Source organism: Catenulispora sp. EB89, assembly GCF_041261445.1.
GTDB lineage: Bacteria > Actinomycetota > Actinomycetes > Streptomycetales > Catenulisporaceae > Catenulispora.
In genome coordinates this window covers 164,248-185,888 of sequence record NZ_JBGCCU010000013.1, presented here as the reverse complement: position 1 = coordinate 185,888, position 21,641 = coordinate 164,248, and the positions used below count along the sequence as shown (strand labels likewise).

Below are 21,641 nucleotides of genomic sequence, written 5' to 3'. Positions count from 1 at the left end.
GGAGCGTATGACGACCCTGACATCAGCGGACTCCGCGGCCGGCCCCGAGGCCCCGGTCGGTCCGCCGACCGCCGGCCGGCGCCGTTCGCGCGCCAGCGTCTGGCGCGCGTTCCTGAGCAACCGCAAGGCCAACGTCGGCTTCGGCATGTTCTTCGTGCTCCTGGTGATGGCGGTCTTCCCGTCGCTGTTCACCTCGGTGTCCGACCCGACCGCGCCGGCCAGGTTCACGCCGCGGCTGACGCCGTCCGGCGCGCACTGGTTCGGCACCACCTCGCTCGGCCAGGACATCTGGGCGCTGTTCGTCTACGGCGCCCGCGAACCCCTGATCATCGCGGTCGTGGCCGGCGGTCTTGCGACCATCGTCTCGGTGCTGGTCGGCGTGTCCGCGGCCTACCTCGGCGGCATCCCCGACGACGTGATCTCCTTCATCACCAACGTGGTGCTGGTCATCCCGACCTTCCCGCTGGTGATCGTGCTCTCCGCCTACGCCGGGAAGCCGACCCTGACGATCATGGTCGCGGTCCTGGTCGTCACCGGCTGGTCCTACGGCGCCAACCAGATGCGCGCCCAGGCCCTGTCGCTGCGCAACCGGGACTTCCTGGAGTCGGCACGGGTGCGCGGCGAGCGCCGCTCCTACATCATCGTCTTCGAGATGCTGCCGACGATGATCTCGCTGATCATCGCCAACTTCCTCGGCGCCGCCCTGTACTCGGTGCTCGCCGCCGCCGGCCTGCAGTTCCTGGGCCTGGGCGACCCGAACTCCGACAGCTGGGGCACGATGCTCTACTGGGCCGACTCACAGTCCGCGCTGGAGTCGGGCACCGCGTGGTGGGCCATCCTGCCGGCCATCGGCATCGCCGTCCTCGGCGTCGCCTTCGCCCTGATGAACTACGCCTTCGACGAGATCAGCAACCCGGCCCTGCGCCCCGTGCGCAGGCAGCGGGTCAAGAAGCTGGGGACGCGGCGTCGCCCCACGCGGACCCCCGCGACCCTCGGCGGAGGTGCTGGAAATGAGTGAGCCGATGCTGGAACAGATGAGTGTGCTGGATTCCGACCGGGACGCCCTGCTCCGGGTCACGGACCTGAGGGTGGAGTACGCCACGTCGAGCGGCCCGGTCGAGGCCGTGGCCGGCGTGAGTCTGAGCCTGGCCAAGGGCGAGTTCCTGGGCGTGGTCGGCGAGTCCGGCTGCGGGAAGTCCACGATGCTGTTCGCCATCGCCCAACTGCTCAACCCGCCGGCCTCGGTGGCCGGCGGAGAGGTGTGGTTCAAGGGCGAGAACCTGGTCGCGATGACCGCCAAGTCGCTGAACACCCTGCGCTGGCGCGACTTCTCGGTCGTGATGCAGAGCGCGATGAACGCGCTGAACCCGGTGCACAGCATCGGCCGGCAGTTCAAGGACGCGATCAAGGCGCACGCCAAGTGGTCGGACACCCAGATCCGGGTCCGCTCGGCCGAGGTGCTGGAGCTGGTCGGCATCGACCCGGTGCACCTGAAGTCGTTCCCGCACCAGCTCTCCGGCGGCATGCGGCAGCGCGCGATGATCGCGATGGCGCTGCTGTTCACGCCGGACCTGATCGTCATGGACGAGCCGACCTCCGCGCTGGACGTGGTGGCGCAGCGCTCGCTGATGGCGCAGATCAAGGAGCTGCAGAAGCAGCTGGGCTTCGCGGTGATCTTCGTGACCCACGACATGTCGCTGGTCAGCCACTTCTCCGACCGGCTGATGGTGATGTACGCGGGGCAGGTCGTGGAGCTCGGCGACACCCGCGCGGTCTTCGACCAGTCGGCGCACCCCTACAGCAAGGGGCTGCTGGACGCGTTCCCGTCGATCCGCGGCGAGAAGAAGCGCCTGACCGGCATCCCGGGCGCGCCGCCGAACCTGGCGAAGCCGCCGTCCGGCTGCCGGTTCCACCCGCGCTGCCCGGTGGCGATGGACCGTTGCAAGGTGGACGAGCCGGAGCTGTACACCGTCGGGCCCGCGCAGGCACGGTGCCTGCTGCACGAGCCGGCGGCCGTGAGCGTGGAGGTCGAGTCGTGAGCGAGAACACCAGCGCGAACCCGAGCGGGGACTGGGGCAAGGACTCGGGCAAGAACCTGGGCGGGACCACCACTCTGCTGCAGACGGTGGACCTGACGCGCCACTTCCGGATCGGCGGCGGCTTCTCCCGCAACAACCTCCACGCCGTCGACCAGGTGAACCTGACCATCAACCGGCGCGAGATCGTGGCGCTGGTCGGGGAGTCCGGCAGCGGCAAGTCGACCATCGCGCGGCTGCTCGCGCAGGTCTACAAGCCGACCTCCGGCGAGATCCTGTTCGAGGGCAAGCCGCTGAGCTCGATGCACGGCCGCAAGGCGCAGCTGGGCTACCGCAGCGACGTGCCGATGGTGTTCCAGGACCCCTTCGCCTCGCTGAACCCGGCCTACCGCGTCTCCCACGGCATCACCCGCGGCCTGAAGCTGCACCGGCCCGACCTGTCGGCGTCGCAGCGCGACGACGAAGCCGAGCGCGTGGTCGAGGCGGTCGGGCTGAACCCGGCCGCGGAGATCCTGCAGCGGTACCCGTACGAGCTGTCCGGCGGCCAGCGCCAGCGCATCGGTTTCGCCCAGGCGCTGGCCTACCGACCGAAGCTGATCCTGGCCGACGAGCCGGTGTCGATGCTGGACGTCTCGATCCGCATCGGGCTGCTGAACGTGATGGCGGACCTGCGCGAGACCGAGGGCGTGTCGTTCCTGTACATCACGCACGACATCGCCAGCGCCCGCTACGTCAGCGACCGCGTGATGGTGATGTACGGCGGCCACATCGTGGAGGCCGGCCCGACCGAGTCGCTGCTCCAGGAGCCCAAGCACCCCTACACGCAGCTGCTCCTGTCGGCCGTGCCGGACCCCCGCGCGCCGCTGTCGGTGGACATGGAGACCGCGAAGGCCGAACCGCCGAAGGTGATCAACCCCAAGCCCGGCTGCCGCTTCCGCGACCGGTGCCCGCTGGCGGAGCCCATCTGCCACGAGAAGACACCGACGCTGGTGGAACTCGCACCGAACCACGAGGCCGCGTGCCACGTGGCGCAGCGCGCGACGGCGGGGGTCGCCGCCGGGTAGACCGGCCGGCGCGCCGTCGCGGGGTGACCCCGGCTGTACGGGCTCTTGTGGGGAGAGGCTGTGCGGCCGGGGTTTTGGTGTGGGGGGTGCGATTTTCTGGTTGCGCTGGCGGCTGGCGGTGGTGCTGGGCACGACCGCGAGGGGGTCCGAGACACTGCGCACACCTGCGGGTGGTGACGTGGCGCGCCCGAGATGCGGGAATCCTTCCCACAGGTGGGGTTGTCCCGGATCCCTCGTCGCTGTCGGCGGTGCTTGCACAACCATCCCGGACTGGCGGGGTCAAGCCGGACGAAACTCGACCACAGCAGCGTGTGATGCGGCTTTACCCCGCCAGGCCGGGATGGTTCCCTTTAGGGCGACGTCAGCGACGAGGGATCCGGGACTCGGCGACCAACATTCGGACCGCCGCCGAGGCGGGGGGTTGGGGATCCCTCAGAGTCTCGAGTGCCCCCGCCGGAGGCGCCTGCTTTTGACTTTCAGGCACCCACCACGCCCGACGATCGCCGCCTACGCAACGCATGCGCAGTGACTCGGACCCGCGCGCGGTCGTGCACACGAACAACCGCCAGCCGCCGGCGCAACCTGCGGCGCACCACCGAACTGCGTCCCCCTGCGAGGTCACCAAACCTTAGGCGAAGCCGTAAAAAGCTCTTAAAAACCCACCAACAAACCGCACCCGCCACACCCACGACACCCCAGCCACCCGCGGCGGCCGCCGATCCCCTAAGCCTCCGCCACCCCCGCCGCCGGCACCACTTCCTGAACCCCCTGCCACGCCTCGAAAACCAGCCCCCGCACCGTTCGCACGCCCGAGGCCAGCGCCCCCTCCAGCACCGCGTTCGCGCCGAGGACCGACGCGGCCAGTTCGGGCACCAGCGGCGTCATCTTGCCCAGCGTCTCGCGCAGCGGGTCCAGCAGCAGGTCGGCGCTGTCGCCGATGCCGCCGCCGAGGACGACCAGTTCCGGGTCGATGACCGCGGCGATCGAGGCGACGGCGTGCGCCAGGCGTTCGGCCTCGCGGCGGACGACCTCCAGGGCAGTCGTGCTGCCGGCGCGGGCGGCCAGGAACACGTCCTTCGCCGAGGCGACGTCGGCCATGCCGAGTTCCCGGGCGATCGCGACCACCGAGTCGGCGGCCGCGGCGTCCTCCAGCAGGCCGCGGGTGCGGGCGCGGTCCTCGTCGTAGGGGCCGTAGGGCAGGTAGCCGACCTCGCCGGCGGCTCCGTGCGCGCCGGGGAACAGCTTGCCGTCCACCACGATGCCGGAGCCGAGGCCGGTGCCGATGTGGAGGTAGACGAACAGGCGGCGGTCGCGGCCGGCGCCCGCCGCGTGTTCGCCGAGCGCCGCGAGGTTGGCGTCGTTCAGCAGCTCCAGGGCGGTGCCCAGGCTGGCCGCGAGGCGGTCGGTCACCTCGCGGCGGCCCCAGCCCGGCAGGTTCACCGCGTAGCGGAGCTCGTTGGTCGCGGTGTCGATGACGCCGGGGCTGCCGACCACGGCGTGCAGCACGTGCGACCACTGGACGCCGGCCTCCTCGGCGGCGTGCCGGGCCTGCTCCACGATCGCGTCGACGATGCCGTCGGCGTCGGCGGCGGTGTTCGGGCGGTCGCTGCGGCCGACCACGGTGCCGTCCAGATCGGCCAGGCCGACCCGGATCCAGCTGCGGCCGACGTCCACCCCGATGGCGTAGCCGGCGGTCGGGTCGGCCTCGTACAGGACCGGCGAGCGCCCGCGTCCGGCGACCGCCTGCTTGCCGATCTCGCGGACCAGGCCGCCGTGCTCCAGCCGGCCCAGCGCGGTGGACACCGTGGGCTTGGACAGCCCGGTGAGCCGGGCCAGCTCCGCGCGGGAGGTGGCGCCGTCGGCGCGCAGGCGGTCGAGCAGGAGCCGCTCGTTGTTCGTGCGCAGAACGCTGCGGTTCCAGGCGGACTCCACGTCTGGCGGGCTCCTTCTTCGCGTCGCGCCTCGGTGGGGGCGAGGACCGGGTTCCGGGTCGGGCTGTGGGACGGGCTGGGTCGGGCTGTCGGGTCAGGCTGGGTCGGGCTGTTGGGTCGGGCTGCGGGTCGGGATCCGAGCTCCGGGTTCACGATCCGGGTCGGGATCCGAGGCCGGCTCAGGCGAACCCGAGTCGACATTAGTCCCCTCATCCCCTGTCAGTGTCCGCCGCTACCGTCGGATCATGACCTCCACCGCCCAAATATACGGGTATGTCCGCCCGTCCAGCCTGGCCCCGTCGGGCCTGCTGGACCTGCAGACCTCCGGCGGTACCACCACCGCGGGCCCCGCCGCGCACCCGCGCTTCTTCTCCGGCTTCCTCGGCGAGGCCGAGCCCGCCGCCGCCGCGCTGCTCGGCGTGGCCAATGTCGCGCAGGCCCGCTACTGGCGTCCGAACCTCGCCGCGCTGCGTGATCCGGTGGTCACGTGCAACGGCGACCGGCTCCGCTTCGAGTCGTTCTCCGGCTGCTGCGGCGTCTACGCCCGGCTGGACGTCCTCGACGAGGGCATGGACGGCCTGGCCCTGGACCGCGGCACCACCAACGTGGACGTCAACAACGACCTGCGGCTGGCGCTGACCCGGGTCCGCGGCGGCGACCCGCTCAAGCTGGAGGTCGGCCCGGAAGGGCTGGAGGCCACCACCTTCGACGGCACCGTGGTCGAGCGCAAGGTCCCGCTGCCGGCGCGCTGGCTGCGCGGCTTCGCGGAGGTGCAGGCCGTCACCTCCGGCTATGACCTGCGCGCCGAACTCGCCGCCGCCGACGCCGCCCGCTTCCTGCGCGGCCTGCCGACCGCGCCGCGCGGCGTGCAGTGGCTGGTCCCGGCGGGCCGCACGCTGCGCCTGGCGGCCTCGCCCGGCCCCGGCGCGATCTGCGTCGCCGGGCCGCAGCGGCTCAAGGAACTGCTTCCGCTGCTGCGCTTCGGCGGCAAGCTCCGGGTCTACGGCCCGAACGTGGCGCGCGGCGCCCATCCGGCGGCCTCGGTCTGGCAGCTCGACCTGCCCGGGATGCGGCTGGTGCTGACGCTTTCGCCGGAGATCACCCGGGGCTTCTCCGGGGAGGGCGCGGTGCTCTCGGCGCTGGCCGGCGACGACGTGATCGACGACGCCGAGGCGGTCGCCGCGCTGCTGGCCTTCGACGCGCGGATCGAGCCGGACGTGCTGGCCGAGCAGACCGGGCTCCCGGTGGCGCGGGTGCGCGCGGCGCTGACGCAGCTGGGGACGGCCGGGCGGGTCGGGTACGACCACGCGGACGCGGCGTACTTCCACCGCGAGCTGCCTTATGACGCCGAGCGTGCGGCCAAGCAGAACCCGCGGCTGCGTGCGGCTCGGGACCTGCTGGACGCCGGGGCGGTGAGGTGGGACGGGGACATCGCGACCGTGAAGGTCGAGGACCATGCGCAGCGGGTGCGGCTGGCGGGTGATGGTGCGTTGTCGTGTACGTGCCTTTGGTATGCGAAGTACCAGGGCGGGCGCGGGCCGTGCAAGCACATCCTGGCGGCGGATGCCTATCGGCGTGGTGAGCGCGGGCTGACGGACGGCGCGGATGCGGATTCGGACTCGTACTCGTACTCGGACGTGAACGACGATGCGGCGGTGTCGGCGCGATGATCTGGAAGAGAGGTGCTGCGAAGGATGCGGCCGACGCGGCGGAAGTCGCTGCGATCGCGGTTGCCGCGGCGGCTGCGAGCTCGGCGCCGGGTACGGCGTCTTCTCCGGCCGCCGCGCCCGCGATCGCCGCCTTCACCTTGCGGCTGGCCGGCGGCGATGCCGCCTCCGTGGCGACCTTCTTCCAAGGCATGTCGGAGAAGGAGCGTCGCACCTTCGGCAAACCTCTGAGGGAGTTCCTGCGGACCGTCCGCTGGGGCTCTTCCCCGAGAGACGAAGACTGGCGCACCTTCATGGAGCGCAGGAAACGTGCCGAGCGGACCGTCACCCCGGCGGCGTTGGCGGTCTTCGCCAGCGCGTCCGCGACGGCGAAGTTTCTGCGTGGCGTGCAGCGCACAGACCTTTTCGACCCCCGCGAGGCCGACGCCATCCGGCGGGTTCTGGTCGAGCGTTCTCCGGACTGGCTGGCCGAGCTGCCCGCCGCGCTGCTCGCCGAGCTCGCGCCGGAGCGTGCCTATCGGCTGGTGCGGGTGGTCGCGGCGGTGGCCGGGGTGGTGCCGGAGGCGACGCCCGCGTTCGTGCGGGCCTGGGGTTCGGAGTACAACGGGGGCCGGAACGACGAGCAGCTCAAGGCGGAGGTCCTGGCGGATCTGCGGCTCGGCGAGCTGCTGCCGCTGCTCTTCGACGACGACGAGAACGACGAGCTGTTCCAGTCGTGGTCCGCTTTCCGGGTCGTGGCCGTCACGGCGGTGCAGCGCGGGCAGGTGTCTCGTGCCGCGGTGCTGGACGGCAGCGTGCGGCGGCTGCTGCGGGGCGGGCGGCCGGGGGCGATGCAGGACCACCTGGTGTTCTGGAACGGGCTGGAGGCCACCGACGACGAGGTCGTCGAGCGCGTGTCGAGCTGTATCAGCCTGCTGTCTTCGCAGAGCGGGACGGTCGCGCGGACGTTCCTGGCCGCGCTGCGGAAGGTTTCCGACGCCGGGCTGCTCGACGTCGAGCTCGCTGTCGAGGCGGCGTCGATCGCGGTGACGCGGTCGGAGAAGAACGTGGTCAAGACCACGCTGAGCTGGCTGGACGCGTTGCTCGTGGCGCATCCGGATCGGGCCGGGCAGCTCGCGGAAGCGATCGGGACGGCATTCGGCGCGCAGGGTGCTGATTTGCAGGAGCGCGCGGTGAAGCTGGCGGGGAAGCACGCGAAGAAGCTGGGGGAGGACGAGCGCGGGCGGTTGGTCGCCGAGGCGCAGGTCTATCTCGCTCCGGATCTGGTCGCGACGCTCGCCGGGCTGCTCGGGGTGTCACAGGACTCGTCGACGGAAGGCTTCGGTTTTGGCGTCGGCGTCGGTGTCGGTGTCGGCTTCGGCGCGGGCCAGGCCGGGGCCGACTATCCCGAGATCGCGCCGTACGTGCCGCGTCCGCTGCTGCCGCCGATCGGCTCGCCGGCCGAGCTGGCCGAGGTGGTCGCGTCGTTGATGCACGCCGATCCGGTCGAGGCGATGGTCTTCGAGCGGGTGCTGGAGGCGGTCGTGGAGTTCGAGCGGACGGATTCGGCCGGGCTGCGGGTGGCGCTGGCGCCGGTCGTCGAGCGGTGGTCTTCGGGGCGGGTCTGGACGCCTTCCCTGGGGGCGCTGACCCCGCGCGATGCTCTCCGCATGCTGGTCGCGGCAGGTGCCGGTGTCGAGGAGGAAGCGCGGCGGCTACCCCACCGCGCGTCGGTGAAGCAGCTGTGGTCGCGGGCGCGGAAGTCGAGCCGGAACTGGTACCACCGGAGGCGCACGACGCCCGCCGACTTCCTGATCCTGCGCGCCGCCGAGATCCATGCGGCGCTGGGGATGGCCGACATGCCGCCGTTGGTGTCGATGCCGACGTCCCCGTCCGGCGGCATCGAGCCGGACGTGCTGGCGGCGCGGCTGCGGCAGTGCGAGGCGCAGGGCTGGGTGCCGCTGGCGGCGGACTTCCACCAGGCGCTGCTTCGGCTGCCGGCCGAATGCGGGGGCGTGGATGTCAGCGGACTGACATCGAAGGCGGGTCGGCGCTTCGCGGCGTGGGTGGCGGGGGAGCGGATCGTGCTGCCGGCGGGCGAGCTGCCGGAACCGGAGGCGCGAGAAGCCGGCCGCAACCTGCCAAACGCCGAGATCGCGCGGCGCGTCGCACGGGGCCACGCCATCGCGCCGGAGTCGCTGCTGGACCTGGCGCCGGGGGTCTGGCGCGAGCCGGAGCGCTGCTGGGACCAATCGGACTGGATGACGTGCTGGCCCGCGATCGTCCCCTCGCGCCCCGACCTGGCCGCCCTGGCGATGCTCGACGGCGTCGACTGGGGCACGGCCCCGCCGTCGCCGGAGTCGGCGGTGGTCCTCGCCGAGCAGGACGCGCCCCAGCACGACACGCACAAGCTGATCGCCCACCGCCTGGTGAACGACGACGCGCGCCTGCGCGCCTCCGGCGTCGACGCGGCACTGGTACTGGCCGCGCGCAAGCTGCTGGACCCGACGGCGCTCGGAGCCGCGCTGGCGGCGGAGCTGCGGGCATCCCCGGCCTCGGGCATACGGCGCTCGGTGCCCGCGCTGCGCGACCTCGCGAACGGCGGCGCGGCCCCGGCGACCTGGGAGGCGATCGCACTGGCGCTGCCGAAGGTACTGCCGCCGGCGGTGCCGAAGACGCTGTCAGGCACGGCGGACCTGCTGGTACTGGCGACGGAGCTGGCCGGAGCGCAGCCGGCGGGGCGGACGCCGATCGCGGAGGTCAGCGCGCTGGCGCAGAAGAAGAGCGGCGGCGCGGTGGGCAATGCGGCGCGGCGGTTGGAGGCGGTGCTGGGGGTGCGGTGAGGGGGGTACGGCGAGCTGGCGCGGTTGCTTCGGGCTTCGGTGCGGGGCGGCAAGGCGACGGGCAGGCGGCGGCGCGCTTTGGGCTTCGGTGCGGTGCGGCCACGGCCGGGCGGGTGCTGTGGGCTGGTGGGGTAAGGCTGGGCCGGGCGGCGGCGTGGTTCGGGTTTCGGTGCCGGGCGACCGGGGCTGGCGGATCGGCGTGGTGCGGTAAGGGAGAGCGGCGGGCGGCGGCGTGCTTCGGGCTTTGGCGCGGCGCGATCGTGGCTTGCGGGCCAGCGCGGTGGGCTGCGAGCGGTGTGGACCCGCCAGTGCGGAGCGGCCGCGGCGGGCCGGTGCGGCTGCGGGGCCGATGACATTTCGGGGCCGAGCTGCCGTGGATTGGTGGGTGGTGTTGGTGGCGGGGCTTCGGCTGGCAGTGGTTGTGGCGACCCGCGTGCGGGCTGTGGTGTTTCGCGTCGAATAAGGGCCCTGTGCCGGGAACCGGCTGCGCGCCGCTCGCGTCCAATCGGCATGGAGATGCGCAAGTACTTGTGTGCTGTCGCACTGATCATCAGCGTGGCGGGGTGTCAGGGCTCCACGAAGGCTGGTGGGGCGAGTCCTTCGGTGCCGTTGTTGCCGGGTGCGGGGGTAGTGACGCGGGTTGCGGAGATCAGCTACGCCGGTGGGTTCGCTGTGCGGAGTGCGTTGGCTGCTCCGGCGGTTGCCGTCTACTCGGATGGGACTGTCGTCTTCAACGCGCAGAAGCGCCTTATGCTCACGCCTGGGGCGCTCGACTACCTGGTTCAGGCAGTGCAGCAGGATCTCAAGGGGCAGCCGTCCACCAAGGTCCTGGTGCCGAAGGGTGGCCATGCGATTCCTGATGGCGCGACTACGGTGCTCGGTGTCTACCAGCCCGGTGGGGTGTATCAGACTGTGGATGCGCTTGAGCTCGGGGCGAGCAACGGGTCGCAGTACCCCGCGCCGGTGGCCGACGCCTTCGGCAAGCTCCAGGCGCTCACTTCCGACGCCACCACGCCTTACACCGCCGCCAAGGTGCGTTACGCGATGCAGTGCCCGTCGGGTGCGAGCGGGTCGGTGCAGCCGTGGCCTGCGGGGCTGCCGCAGCCGGCGGCGGGAGCGGGTACGGCCAACTGCGCGGAGGTGCACACGGCCGACGGCGCCGCCGCGACCGCCGTGCGAGCCGCGTGCGTCGGAACTAACACGCCGTCCGGGCGGCCGCAGCCGGCGGCGACCGTGTACCGGTCGGACAAGGGCCCGCGAATCTGCCAGTGGCGTTACGCGCTGCCGGACGAGACGTCCTGAGCCCAAGCCGCCCGCAGCGGCTCGCTCACCCACCCCGCAACCAGAATCAGGCCACTGTCGCGATGCACCGCGTAGTACGCGAACGGCCGGTCGAAGGCGACCGCCACGTGCCGCACCTGGTAGCGCTGCCTGGGCATCGCGGCGCCCATCATCCCGATCGCCGTCACCGCCGCCGCCCGGAAGCCGGTCGCGCTGAACTCCGCGACGGCGTCCTGCACCGCCTGGTTCACGAACAGCGGGTAGTCGCTGACGCCGGGGAAGTGTCCGTGCGAGTCGTCCGTCGCCCGCTGAAGCCCGAACAGCGCCGCGTGGTCCAGCAGGTCGTGCCGGGCTTCGACGCGGAACGGAACCGTCGTCACCTCCAGGCTGTCCTGCTGCCGGGTGGACTCCACCACCTCCACCCGAACCCCTGGTCCGGCGTCGCCGACGGGTAGGTCGGAGCCCCGCGTCATGGGGTGACGCGGGGAACCGGCCAAGTCGCTCCCGACCGCCAGTACGTCCGACGGCGAGCCGTCCGCCGGGCCCAGGACGAGGTGCACGTCCACGTCCTCGTTGCTCTCGACCCTCAGCGTCGTCACCGGGCCGATCGGCGTGTCGGCGATGCCCAGCAGGTCGAGATCCGGGGTGCCGCGCCGCAGGGCCGGGATGTCGCCTCCGGCATCGGCCCACGGTCCGGTCGATTCAGTGACGCTTTTGGTGAACGTCTCGCGCCAAGTGAGCGTGACCAGCAAGGCGCTCGCCAGAACGAGCATCGTGTCCGGCTTCACCTCGATCGGCATCCGAGGGATCAGCCCCTCGGTGCGGTCCGAAGCCCAGGCATCCAGCCGCCGCTGGTCGTCGCCCGGCACGCCGGTCAACGCGCCGTGGACGTCGCCCGGCAGCCGCCCGAGCCAATCCCGCGCCACCTGTACCTCACCACGCGTCCACAACCCGAGCGCGGTACGGATCGCAGGCGTGTGCCCGACCAAAGCCAGCAGCTCGCGCGCCGCATGCGCAGCCTCCTGCGCCGGAACGCCGAGCGCCGCAGACAGCTCCCGGCCCGTCTCCTCATCAGCGCCGTCGGCGAGGAAGGCCAGCAGCGGCCAGACCCCGACCGCCGACAGCACACCGGCATCGGCACCCACCGCCGCCAGCCACCGCTTCGTCAGGGCATTGACGTTCTCGACCGCCACCTGTGCCTCCCGAGACCCGCTCACTTGACCCCCACCCACTCCGGCAGTGCCTCGCACCGCTTCAGCCACTCCTCCGGGATCCCGGCCACGCCGACCCGCGCGGCCACGATGCCGCCGACGATCGCGCACGTCGTGTCGATGTCCCCGCCGACGGAGGCGGTGTCCCAGAAGGCGTTCTCGAAGTCGTTCAGGTGCTTGGCGGCGATCCACAGGCAGAAGGGCACCGTGTCCGGCGCCGAGATGAAGCGGCCGTTGCCCAGGGACGCGGCGGCGCTGCGCGGGTCGGTCAGGGGCAGCAGCGTCATCGCCGTGCCGATGCCGTCGCGGACCAGGCCCGGCGGTGTGCGTTCGGCGATCTCGTCGAGGAATTTGTAGCCAGTCAGCGTCGTGTCGGCGGCCAGTGCGGCGGCGACCGCGATCGCCACGGCGCCCGCCGAGCCCTCCGGGTGCGTGTGCGTCACCTCCGCCGAGGCCGTCGCCTCGGCGACGACGCGGTCCAGGTCGGCGGAGCCGTACCAGGCGCCGAGCGGGGCCACGCGCATCGCGGCGCCGTTGCCCCACGAGCCCTTGCCGTCGAACATGCCCTCGGCCTGTTCGCGCCAGTCGGCGCCCTCCTGGCGGATCAGCCGGAGCATGCGGTTGACGCCGGCGCCGTAGCCGCGGTCGAAGTCGTGGTGCGCGGCGAAGGAGCGGGCCAGGGCGTCCTGGTCGGCGTGGCCGTGGTCGCGCAGGACCGCCAGGACCGAGCAGGCCATCTCGGTGTCGTCGGTCCAGTACCAGGGGTCCGGCGGGAGGCGGCGGTCGGTGAGGAGGGGCTGGTTCAGCGGGATGAAGTAGCAGGCGCCGACGGCGTCGCCCACGGCCAGGCCGCGGAGCGACGCGACGGCGCGGGGAAGCGAGCGGTCGTCGGTCATGTTTCACTTCTTACCGCATGGCATACCACTAACTCACATTGCTGGGGTTGGGCTGCCGCGCCGCCCTCGAGCCGGTCCCGCAGCGGGTGCCGCAGCCGATCTTTCAGCGGGTCCCGCGGCGAGTCCCGCGGCCGCTTGCCAAAGCCGTTCCCACCCGCGATTACCCACTCGTCTTTGTCGGCGGCGTCTGCGATGATCTGCGGTGGGAAGGAAACAAGTGCTCAAGCTCATCACCCCTTACAAGCCGATTCTGGCCATGCCCGGGACCCGGGCGCTGTTCGTCGTCGCCTTCGTGGCGCGGTTGCCGCTGACCGCCAAGGCCATGGCGCTGACTCTGCATGTCGTGCTGGACCAGGGCGGCAGTTACGCCGCGGCCGGTCTGGCGAGCATGACCATGACCATCGGCATGGGGGTCGGGTCGCCGCTGCTGGGACGGATGGTGGACCGGCGCGGGCTCAAGCCGGTGCTGCTGCTGACCGGGGTGTCGGAGGCGACGTACTGGGTGACGGCGCCGTTCCTTTCCTACCCGGTGCTGCTGGGGACCACGTTCGTGCTCGGCGGCGTGCTCGGCGTGCCGGTGTTCTCGGTCATCCGGCAGGCGGTGGCCGCGCGGGTGCCGGACTCGATGCGGCGGCAGGCTTTCGCGCTGGACTCGATGATCGTGGAGCTGGTCTTCATGGTAGGGCCGGCGCTGGCGATCGCGGCGATCACGTCGATGCACACCGCGACCGTGACGATGGCGGTCATCGGGGTGCTGACGGTCGGGTCGGTGGTGACGCTGTGGGTGCTGAACCCGCCGATCGGGCACCGGGCGGACGGCGCCGGGGACGGCGCGCCGCCGGAGAAGGTGCCGCTGAGCACGTGGGTGCGGCCGGCGTTCGTGCTGGTCCTGGCCACCGGTATGGCGGCGAACCTGGTGCTGGCCGGGACGGACATCTCGATCACCGCGCTGCTGCGGCAGCAGAACGCGGTCAGCATGGCCGGCGTGTGCATCTTCGCGTGGTGCCTGCTGTCGCTGATCGGCGGCTTCTGGCACGGCTCGACCGAGCGGCCGTGGCGGCTGCCGGTGCTGATGCTGCTGCTGGGCGCGGGGACGATCCCGGTCGGCTTCGTCGGCCAGTTCGGCTGGTGGTGGCTGGCGCTGATCCTGCTGCCGGCCGGCTTCATGTGCGCGCCGACGCTGGCCTCCACGGCCGAGGCGGTCGCCGCCGCGGTGCCGGCCTCGGCGCGCGGGCAGGCGATGGGGTTGCAGGGCTCTGCGATGACGCTCGGCGGCGCGATAGGCGCGCCGCTGGCCGGGACGGTCGTGGACGCCTCGTCGCCGCCGTGGGCGTTCGCCACGACCGGGGCGATCGGGGTGGTGCTGGCCGCCGGGATGCTGGGATACCAGCGGTTCTCGGGGGTCGCGGTGGAGCGGGCGGTGCCGGTGGCGGGGGCAGCGGCTTCTGTGCCTGTGCCCGTGAATGCGGGTGCTGCGAGGGACACCGAGGCCGCCGTGCTGGAGCCGGCGGCCTGCTAGCGCCGGGCCGAAGTCAGCCAAGCCAGCAGGCCAGCCAGCAAACTGGCCGGCAAGCGAAGCGAGACTCGGCCGCCGCCCGACATGCGGCGGTCGGCGGCCGGTCGGCACTCCGAGCGTTGTCAGGCCCGCTTCGGCGTCGTCACCACGACCAACTCGGTCCCGTCCTCCGAAAGCGTCAGCTCCGCGGTCAGCGAAGCCAGCTCCCCGAGTCGGTGCAGGTGCGTGCCGCCGCACGCGATCTCGACCGTCCGCTCCGGCAGCTCGCAGACCCACTGTCGGCGGGCGGTCAGCTCCGGGCCGGGGGTGTCGATGCGCACCGTCGCGTCCTGGGCCAGCCATTCGGCCAGGCGCGCGTTGACCTTTTCGGTCACCTCCGGCAGTGCCTCGCGGAGTCCTTCGGGGTCGAAGCCCTTCTTGCGCAGGGACTTGCCGAGGCGGTAGCGGTCGGTGCTGGCGTCCAGGCCGATGCGGGAGGTGTCCATCGCGAGGCTGTCGAAGTCCGGGTGGTCCAGGCCGTCGGTGCGGGCCTCCTTGCGCCAGCGGTCGGCCAGGGCCTCGTTCAGGGCCAGGGCCATCAGGTGGCAGCCGGTGTGGGAGGCGGACAGGGCCGCGCGGCGCGCCTCGTCCACGCGCAGTTCGACCGGCGTGCCCGGGGCCGGCGCGGCGCTGGAGCCCGAACCAGAGCCCTCCAGCACGTGCACCGCCAGCCACTGCCACGTCTCGTCGCCGCGCCGCACCGGGATGTCGGTGCCGACCGCGAACTCGCCGTCCGGGCCCACGCCGCCGGTGAGGCAGTCCGCCACCGCGTGCTCCACCCCGCCGGCGCTCAGGACGCCGGTGTCGCCGGGCTGGTCCGGCCAGCTGTGGTCCAGCGGGTGGAACGGGGTGGTGTCGACGATCACGCCGACGCCCTCCGCCAGCGGGTGCACGGCCAGGACGGTCGCGGTCCCGGACGTCGCGCCGGCGGGGAAGGTGACGAGGGTGGTGTTCAGCTCTGCCATGGCGCCATCGTCTCATCGGCCGCGCGGCGGGGGAGAATAGGCGCATGCGAGCGGTGGTCCAGAGGGTGAGCGAGGCGTCGGTGACCGTGGCCGGCCAGGTCGTCGGTGCGATCGAGGGTCCCGGCCTGGCCGTGCTGGTCGGGGTCACGCATGACGACACCGCCGCCAAGGCCGCGCAGCTGGCGCGCAAACTGTGGAGCCTGCGCCTGTTCGAGGGGCCGGACGGCGAGCCCGGCACCGAGCGGTCCTGCTCCGACTTCGGCGGGCCGCTGCTCGTGATCAGCCAGTTCACGCTCTATGGCGACGCGCGCAAGGGCCGCCGCCCCACCTGGGGCGCCGCCGCGCCCGGACCGGTGGCCGAGCCGCTTGTCGAGGCGGTGGTCGCGGAGCTGCGCGGGCTCGGCGCGAAGGTCGAGACCGGCCGGTTCGGCGCGGACATGAAAGTGGCGCTTGTCAACGACGGGCCGTTCACGGTGCTGGTCGAGGTCTGACCCGCGGCCCGGCGCACGGGGCGCGTAAACGGCTCGCGCGCCGGTGTATGCGGTGACATAGGGTCGAGCCTGTGACGTCCATCAATGAAATCGCCGAAGACTACGTCGCCCGCTACGTCGAACTGGACCCGCAGTTCGCGACCGAACTCGGAGTGGCGGGGCACGACCACGAGCTGACCGACATCTCCCTGGACGGGTTCGCCGAGCGCAACACGCTGACGGCGTCCACCCTCGCGGCGATCCGGGCCCTGGAGCCCGCGGACGAGAACGAACGCGTGGCCAAGGAGGCCATGGAGGAGCGCCTGGCGCTGGCCGTCGAACGGTACGAGGCCGGCGACGACACCTCCGAGCTGAACGTGCTCGCCAGCCCCTTCCAGTCAGTGCGCGCGGTGTTCGACCAGATGAGCACCGAGGGCGAGGAGAACCACGCGAACATCGCCCGGCGCCTGGCGGCCGTGCCGGCCGCGATGGAGCAGCTGAAGGTGACGCTGGCGGACGCCGCGGCGCAGGGCCGCACCGCCGCGCGGCGCCAGGTGCTGGCCTGCGCGAAGCAGGCGAAGGACTGGAACGGCGAGCTCGGCGGCGGCAACTTCTGGACCGGCCTGGTCGAGCGCACCGGTGCCGCCGGCGCGGTTCGCGGCGACCTGGACCGCGGCGCCAAGGCGGCCACCGCCGCCACCGCCGACTTCGGGCGGTTCCTCACCGAGCAGCTGCTGGCCTCCGCCCCGGAGAAGGACGCGGTCGGCCGCGAGCGCTACCAGCGTGCCTCCCGCGAGTTCCTCGGCGACGTCATCGACCTGGAGGACTCCTACCGCTGGGGCCTGGACGAGGTGGCCCGGCTGCGTGCGGAGATGAACGAGACCGCGGCGCGCATCGTGCCCGGCGGCTCGCTGAAGGACGCGCTGGCCGCGCTGGACGCCGATCCCTCCCGGCAGGTCACCGGCGCGGACAACTTCCGGGCCTGGATGCAGGAGAAGTCCGACGCCGCCGTCGAGGCGCTGGCCGACGTCCACTTCGACATCCCCGAGCCGGTGCGCCGCCTGGAGTGCATGATCGCCCCGACCCACGACGGCGTCATGTACTACACGCCGCCGTCGGAGGACTTCGTGCGCCCGGGCCGCATGTGGTGGTCGGTGCCCGAGGGTCAGACCGAGTTCTCCACCTGGCGCGAGACCACGACGGTCTACCACGAGGGCGTCCCCGGCCATCACCTGCAGCTGGCGCAGACCGCCTACCGCAAGGACCTGCTGAACCGCTGGCAGCGCTCGGTGTGCTGGGTCTCCGGCCACGGCGAGGGCTGGGCGCTGTACGCCGAGCGGCTGATGGACGACCTCGGCTTCCTGGCCGACCCGGCCGACAAGCTGGGCATGCTCGACGGCCAGATGATGCGCGCCGTGCGCGTGGTCGTGGACCTGGGCATGCACCTGGAGTTCGAGATCCCGGCCGGGACCGACTTCGGCAACGGCGTGGACCACGGCGGCGAGCGCTGGACCCCGGAGCTCGGCTGGGAGTACATGACGGCGAACGTCAACACCACCGAGGCGCAGCTCGCCTTCGAGCTGGACCGCTACCTCGGCTGGCCGGGGCAGGCGCCGGCGTACAAGCTCGGCGAGCGGATCTGGCTCCAGTCGCGGGACGACGCCAAGGCGCGCAAGGGCGGGGACTTCGACCTGAAGGCGTTCCACCGGCAGGCGCTCGACCTCGGCTCGATCGGGCTCAAGCCGCTGCGCGAGGCGCTTGAGCGGTTGTAGGCACGCGGTCTCAGAGCCCGGACCCGCGAGGGCCGGGCTCTTTTTCTTCGCGCAGTACTGTGCAATGTGTAGTACTGTGGTCCGCACAGGAGGGGCGATGGATTCCACACAATTGCTCAAAGGCGTCCTGGACTCCGCGGTCCTCGCGGTCCTGGTCGACGAGGACGGCTACGGCTACGACATCGTGCGTCGGCTGCGCGTCGCGGGGTTCGAGGACATCGGCGACGCGTCCGTCTACGGGACGCTGCGGCGCTTGTACGCCAACGGTTATCTGACGAGCTACGTGGTGCCCTCCGAATCGGGGCCGCACCGGAAGTACTACGGGGTCAACGCCAGTGGGCGGGCGCAGCTGAAGGAGTCCGCCGCGACGTGGCGGGTGTTCGCCGGGTCCATGGACCGGCTGCTCGGAGCGGAGAGGGGAGATCGGGCATGAGTTCCCAGGAGTTCGAGGGCGTGGACGGCGACGGCCCCGGTGGAGTCGGCGGAGTCGGCGGGCTCGGTGGTGCCGGCGGCCTCGGCGGCCTCGGCGGCGACAGTCCCGGCGGTGATGCCGGCGGGAGCGGCGACGAGGTGGCGGGCTACGCGGCCGAGGTGCGGGCGCAGTTCACCGATCTGCCGGACGACGAGAGCGCCGACCTCTTGGAAGACCTCGAGGACCACCTGCGGGAGGTCGCGGCCGAGGACGCCGGGACCCTGCGGGAGCGGCTCGGCGCGCCGGCGGAGTATGCCAGGGAGCTGCGACAGGCGGCGGGACTGCCGGGGCCGGGGGAGGGGAGCGGCTCGGGCGGTCCGCGCGGTTCAGGTGCGGGTTCGAGGCCGCGGCGCCCGCTGCGGTCGAGGCTGCGGCAGGCGATGGCGGACGCGGAGCAGCGCGCGCGCAGGTATCGGGCGGGGCGCGAGGTGCTGGACTTCCTGCCCTCGCTGCGTCCCGCGTGGTGGGTGCTGCGCGCCTGGGTGGCCGTGCGGCTTCTGGAGGCGATGACGACGACTGCGCATCCCTGGCACGAAATCACGATCATCCCGCAGGTCGGGAACAGTACGTTCGTCGGGTTGCTCGCGTTGCTCGTCGCGATCCCGGCGTCGGTCTACGCGGCCCGCCAGACCGTTCCGGACGGATGGCGGCGGCGGGCCATGGGCGCCGGGGAGGGCATCCTCGTCCTGTTCACGGTCGGGATGGCGTTGTCGGCGATCGGCAACCAGGGCGACCGCGGCGACATGGGGTCGGGCGTCTCGTACGTCCAGCAGTCCCAGTCCGGACTGGTCGAGGACGGCAAGCCGATCTCGAACCTGTACGTCTACGACCAGAGCGGCAAGCAGCTCAACGGCGTCTTCGTCTACGACCAGGACGGCATGCCGGTGGAGCCGGCACCGTTCGCGGTCGAGTCGTACATCGACGGTGACGCGTGGCTGGACGGGAACGGGACGGCGATCACCAACCTCTTCCCGCGCCACCTGCTGCAACAGCGGTGGGGCGGCGACGGCAACTCCGTGCACCTCGTCGCGGTCCCGCCGCCGGTGGTGGACATTCCGCAGGGCGTGCACCGCGAACCGGGGCCGGACGATCCTCAGCAGGGTTCTGCGACACCTTCGACGACGCCGACCGGCTCGACACCGTCTGGACCGCCCGCGACCTCAACTTCCGCAAGTCCGTCGGGGTCGGCGTCTCCTGGCGCCACCGGAGCGCAGACGACGTCCGCGCTCCCGACAACCCCGACACCGAGCGGGACGAAGGGCTAGTACTCGGCAAACGGCCGCTACCGTGGGGCCGTGACAAAACCGCCCTCGCGCGTCCTCGTCGTCGACGACAGCGACACTGTCAGGACTCTGATCCGCATCAACCTGGAGCTGGAGGGCTTCGAGGTGCAGGAGGCGGAGTCGGGCGCGCGGTGCCTGGAACTGGTGCCGGGCACCGACGTGGTCACCCTGGACCTGCTGCTGCCCGACCCCGGGCCCGGCGGTCTGGACGTGCTGCGACGGCTCAAGTGCGACCCCGCGCTGGGCCGTCCGCGCGTGGTGGTGGTGACCGCCGCGGCGCTGCCGGAGGACCGGCGGCGCGGGGAGTCGGCCGGCGCGGACGCCTACATCACCAAGCCCTTCGAGCCGGTGGACCTGGTGGACGCGGTGCGGGCGCTGGCCCTGCCCGGCGGCACCTGAATCGGCACCTGACCCGGCCGCTGACCGGCACCTGACCCGCCGGCTGACAATGTGTCGGCGCCGAAACTCACGCGGGGCGTCGTATCCCGTCCCGTAATCTAGGACGGGTGACTCCCGAGCAGCTTTCCCAGGCCGTCCTCGACACCGTCAACGCCGCCGTCGCCGACGGTGCGCTGACCCTCTCCGCGGTCGCTGGGTTGTGGCCCATGCCGAACGTGACCGTCGAGCGACCGAAGAACCGCGACCACGGCGACTACGCCACCAACGTCGCCCTCCAGCTGACCAAGGCCGCCGGCATGCCGCCGCGGGCCCTGGCCGAGCTGCTCGCGGAGCGCTTGCGCACGGTCGAGGGCATCGCCGGCGTCGACGTCGCCGGGCCCGGGTTCCTCAACCTGAAGCTGGCCGCCGGCGCGGCCGGCGAGCTCGCCAAGAGCATCGTCGAGCAGGGTGCGGAGTACGGCCGGAGCGAGACGTACGCCGCCCAGATCGTCAACCTGGAGTTCGTCTCGGCCAACCCGACCGGGCCGCTGCACCTGGGCCACACCCGGTGGGCCGCGGTCGGCGACGCGCTGGGCCGGCTGCTGGAGGCCGCCGGCGCCGACGTCACGCGCGAGTTCTACATCAACGACGCCGGCAACCAGATGAACAACTTCGGCATGTCGCTCGCGCTGCGGGCGAACGGCCAGGAGGTGCCGTCGGGGCAGGGACTGTATGAGGGTGCGTACATCAAGGATCTGGCTCAGGCCATCCTGGAGGAGCATCCGGTCCTGGCCCAGCTGCCCGAAGAGGCACAGGTCGAAGCCTTCCGCACGGCCGGGTACAAGCTCCAGCTCCGGCTCCAGCAGGAGTCGCTGGAGAAGTTCCGCACGCACTTCGACGTCTGGTTCTCCGAGAGGACGCTGCACGAGTCCGGCGCGGTCGAGGGCGTCGCCGACCGGCTGGCCGAGCAGGGGCACGTCTTCGAGCAGGACGGCGCGATCTGGTTGCGGACCACCGATTTCGGCGACGACAAGGACCGGGTCATCGTCCGCTCCAACGGCGAGCGCACCTATTTCTCCGCGGACTGCGCCTACTACCTGAACAAGCGGGACCGCGGCTACTCGCCGTGCATCTACATGCTCGGCGCGGACCACCACGGCTACGTCGGCCGGCTCAAGGCGATGGCCGCGTGCTCCGGGGACGACCCGGAGAAGGACATCGAGGTCCTGATCGGCCAGTTCGTGAAGATGGTGAAGGACGGCGAAGAGGTCAAGCTCTCCAAGCGGACCGGGAACATCGTCACGCTGGATGACGTGATCGACCTGATCGGCGTGGACGCGGCGCGGTACGCGCTGGCGCGCTCCAGCGTGGACAACGAGCTGGTGCTGGACGTCGACCTGCTCACGACGAACGCGCCTGAGAACCCGGTCTGGTATGTCCAGTACGCGCATGCGCGGATGGCCTCGGTCAAGCGCAACGCCGCCGATCTGGGCTTCGACAAGGGCACCGTCGAGGACTTCAAGCCGGAGCTGCTCACGCATCCGCGTGAGGAGGAACTGCTCGCGGCGCTGGCGGAGTTCCCGCGCGTTGTGGCGCAGGCCGCGGGACTGCGCAAGGTTCACCAGGTCGCGCACTACCTGGAGGACATGGCGAAGAAGTACCACGGCTTCTACACCGACTGCCGGATCCTGCCGATGGGCGACGACAAGCCGACCGACCTCAACCGGGCGCGGATGTGGCTGGCCGAGGCTACCCAAACCGTCCTGCGCAACGGCCTGGACCTGCTCGGTGTCTCGGCACCTGAGCGCATGTGACAAATCGGACCTGAAGTAAGGAAC

The 21,641-nt window shown here is 71.9% G+C and carries 17 protein-coding genes; 13 read left to right on the top strand and 4 right to left on the bottom strand.

The features are described 5' to 3' along the window. Window positions 1-7: 7 nt before the first annotated feature. The 3 genes from ABH920_RS26685 to ABH920_RS26675 are packed head-to-tail and all read left to right on the top strand — an operon-like array spanning window position 8 to window position 3,100. On the top strand, window positions 8-1,018 hold the full coding sequence (locus ABH920_RS26685; RefSeq protein ID WP_370351863.1) for an ABC transporter permease: 1,011 nt from the start codon (window positions 8-10) through the stop codon (window positions 1,016-1,018). Beyond that, a complete protein-coding gene (locus ABH920_RS26680) occupies window positions 1,011-2,039 on the top strand; it encodes an ABC transporter ATP-binding protein (RefSeq protein WP_370351862.1) in 1,029 nt (342 codons plus the stop codon). The genes ABH920_RS26685 and ABH920_RS26680 overlap by 8 nt, the downstream gene beginning before the upstream one ends. Continuing rightward, window positions 2,036-3,100: an ABC transporter ATP-binding protein gene (locus ABH920_RS26675; protein WP_370351861.1), complete on the top strand. Its 1,065-nt coding sequence runs from the start codon at window positions 2,036-2,038 to the stop codon at window positions 3,098-3,100. The genes ABH920_RS26680 and ABH920_RS26675 overlap by 4 nt, the downstream gene beginning before the upstream one ends. A gap of 723 nt (window positions 3,101-3,823) precedes the next feature. Here ABH920_RS26675 and ABH920_RS26670 read toward each other — a convergent pair. Then, window positions 3,824-5,032, bottom strand: a complete 1,209-nt coding sequence (locus ABH920_RS26670) for an ROK family protein (RefSeq protein WP_370351860.1) — start codon at window positions 5,030-5,032, stop codon at window positions 3,824-3,826. A 244-nt stretch (window positions 5,033-5,276) separates the two neighbouring features. Between ABH920_RS26670 and ABH920_RS26665 the strand changes: the two genes are divergently transcribed. The 3 genes from ABH920_RS26665 (at window position 5,277) to ABH920_RS26655 (ending at window position 10,822) form a co-directional block, all read left to right on the top strand. Then, the gene (locus tag ABH920_RS26665; protein ID WP_370351859.1) at window positions 5,277-6,701 is read left to right on the top strand and encodes an SWIM zinc finger family protein; all 1,425 of its coding nucleotides are present in this window, start codon (window positions 5,277-5,279) and stop codon (window positions 6,699-6,701) included. Further along, entirely contained in the window at window positions 6,698-9,520 is a 2,823-nt protein-coding gene (locus ABH920_RS26660; protein WP_370351858.1) for a DUF6493 family protein, read from the top strand. The genes ABH920_RS26665 and ABH920_RS26660 overlap by 4 nt, the downstream gene beginning before the upstream one ends. Before the next feature lie 750 nt (window positions 9,521-10,270). After that, window positions 10,271-10,822, top strand: a complete 552-nt coding sequence (locus ABH920_RS26655; RefSeq protein WP_370351857.1) for a hypothetical protein — start codon at window positions 10,271-10,273, stop codon at window positions 10,820-10,822. Here the strand turns inward: ABH920_RS26655 and ABH920_RS26650 are convergent. Next, entirely contained in the window at window positions 10,795-11,994 is a 1,200-nt protein-coding gene (locus ABH920_RS26650; RefSeq protein WP_370351856.1) for a serpin family protein, read from the bottom strand. The genes ABH920_RS26655 and ABH920_RS26650 overlap by 28 nt on opposite strands. Before the next feature lie 20 nt (window positions 11,995-12,014). Continuing rightward, window positions 12,015-12,908 (bottom strand): ADP-ribosylglycohydrolase family protein, encoded by an 894-nt coding sequence (locus ABH920_RS26645; RefSeq protein WP_370351855.1) that lies wholly within the window; start codon window positions 12,906-12,908, stop codon window positions 12,015-12,017. Window positions 12,909-13,125: 217 nt separating this feature from the next. On the opposite strand from ABH920_RS26645, the gene ABH920_RS26640 reads away from it, so the two are divergent. Next, complete coding sequence (locus ABH920_RS26640; protein WP_370351854.1) at window positions 13,126-14,427, top strand: MFS transporter; 1,302 nt, start codon at window positions 13,126-13,128, stop codon at window positions 14,425-14,427. A gap of 119 nt (window positions 14,428-14,546) precedes the next feature. On the opposite strand, the gene ABH920_RS26635 is transcribed toward ABH920_RS26640, so the two are convergent. After that, window positions 14,547-15,428 carry a metal-dependent hydrolase gene (locus ABH920_RS26635; RefSeq protein WP_370351853.1) on the bottom strand — a complete coding sequence of 294 codons (882 nt, stop codon included), beginning with the start codon at window positions 15,426-15,428 and terminating at the stop codon, window positions 14,547-14,549. A gap of 44 nt (window positions 15,429-15,472) precedes the next feature. Here ABH920_RS26635 and dtd point away from each other — a divergent pair, with 44 nt between their 5' ends. From dtd to argS, 6 genes are all read left to right on the top strand, one after another. After that, window positions 15,473-15,919, top strand: a complete 447-nt coding sequence (gene dtd, locus ABH920_RS26630) for a D-aminoacyl-tRNA deacylase (RefSeq protein WP_370351852.1) — start codon at window positions 15,473-15,475, stop codon at window positions 15,917-15,919. 71 nt (window positions 15,920-15,990) lie between these two features. Next, window positions 15,991-17,670: a DUF885 domain-containing protein gene (locus ABH920_RS26625; protein WP_370351851.1), complete on the top strand. Its 1,680-nt coding sequence runs from the start codon at window positions 15,991-15,993 to the stop codon at window positions 17,668-17,670. A gap of 97 nt (window positions 17,671-17,767) precedes the next feature. Continuing rightward, window positions 17,768-18,103, top strand: a complete 336-nt coding sequence (locus ABH920_RS26620; RefSeq protein ID WP_194909372.1) for a PadR family transcriptional regulator — start codon at window positions 17,768-17,770, stop codon at window positions 18,101-18,103. Beyond that, a complete protein-coding gene (locus tag ABH920_RS26615; protein ID WP_370351850.1) occupies window positions 18,100-19,407 on the top strand; it encodes a hypothetical protein in 1,308 nt (435 codons plus the stop codon). The genes ABH920_RS26620 and ABH920_RS26615 overlap by 4 nt, the downstream gene beginning before the upstream one ends. 30 nt (window positions 19,408-19,437) lie before the next feature. Further along, entirely contained in the window at window positions 19,438-19,824 is a 387-nt protein-coding gene (locus ABH920_RS26610) for a PleD family two-component system response regulator (protein ID WP_370351849.1), read from the top strand. Window positions 19,825-19,931: 107 nt separating this feature from the next. Next, window positions 19,932-21,617 carry an arginine--tRNA ligase gene (gene argS / locus ABH920_RS26605; RefSeq protein ID WP_370351848.1) on the top strand — a complete coding sequence of 562 codons (1,686 nt, stop codon included), beginning with the start codon at window positions 19,932-19,934 and terminating at the stop codon, window positions 21,615-21,617. Window positions 21,618-21,641 lie beyond the last annotated feature (24 nt).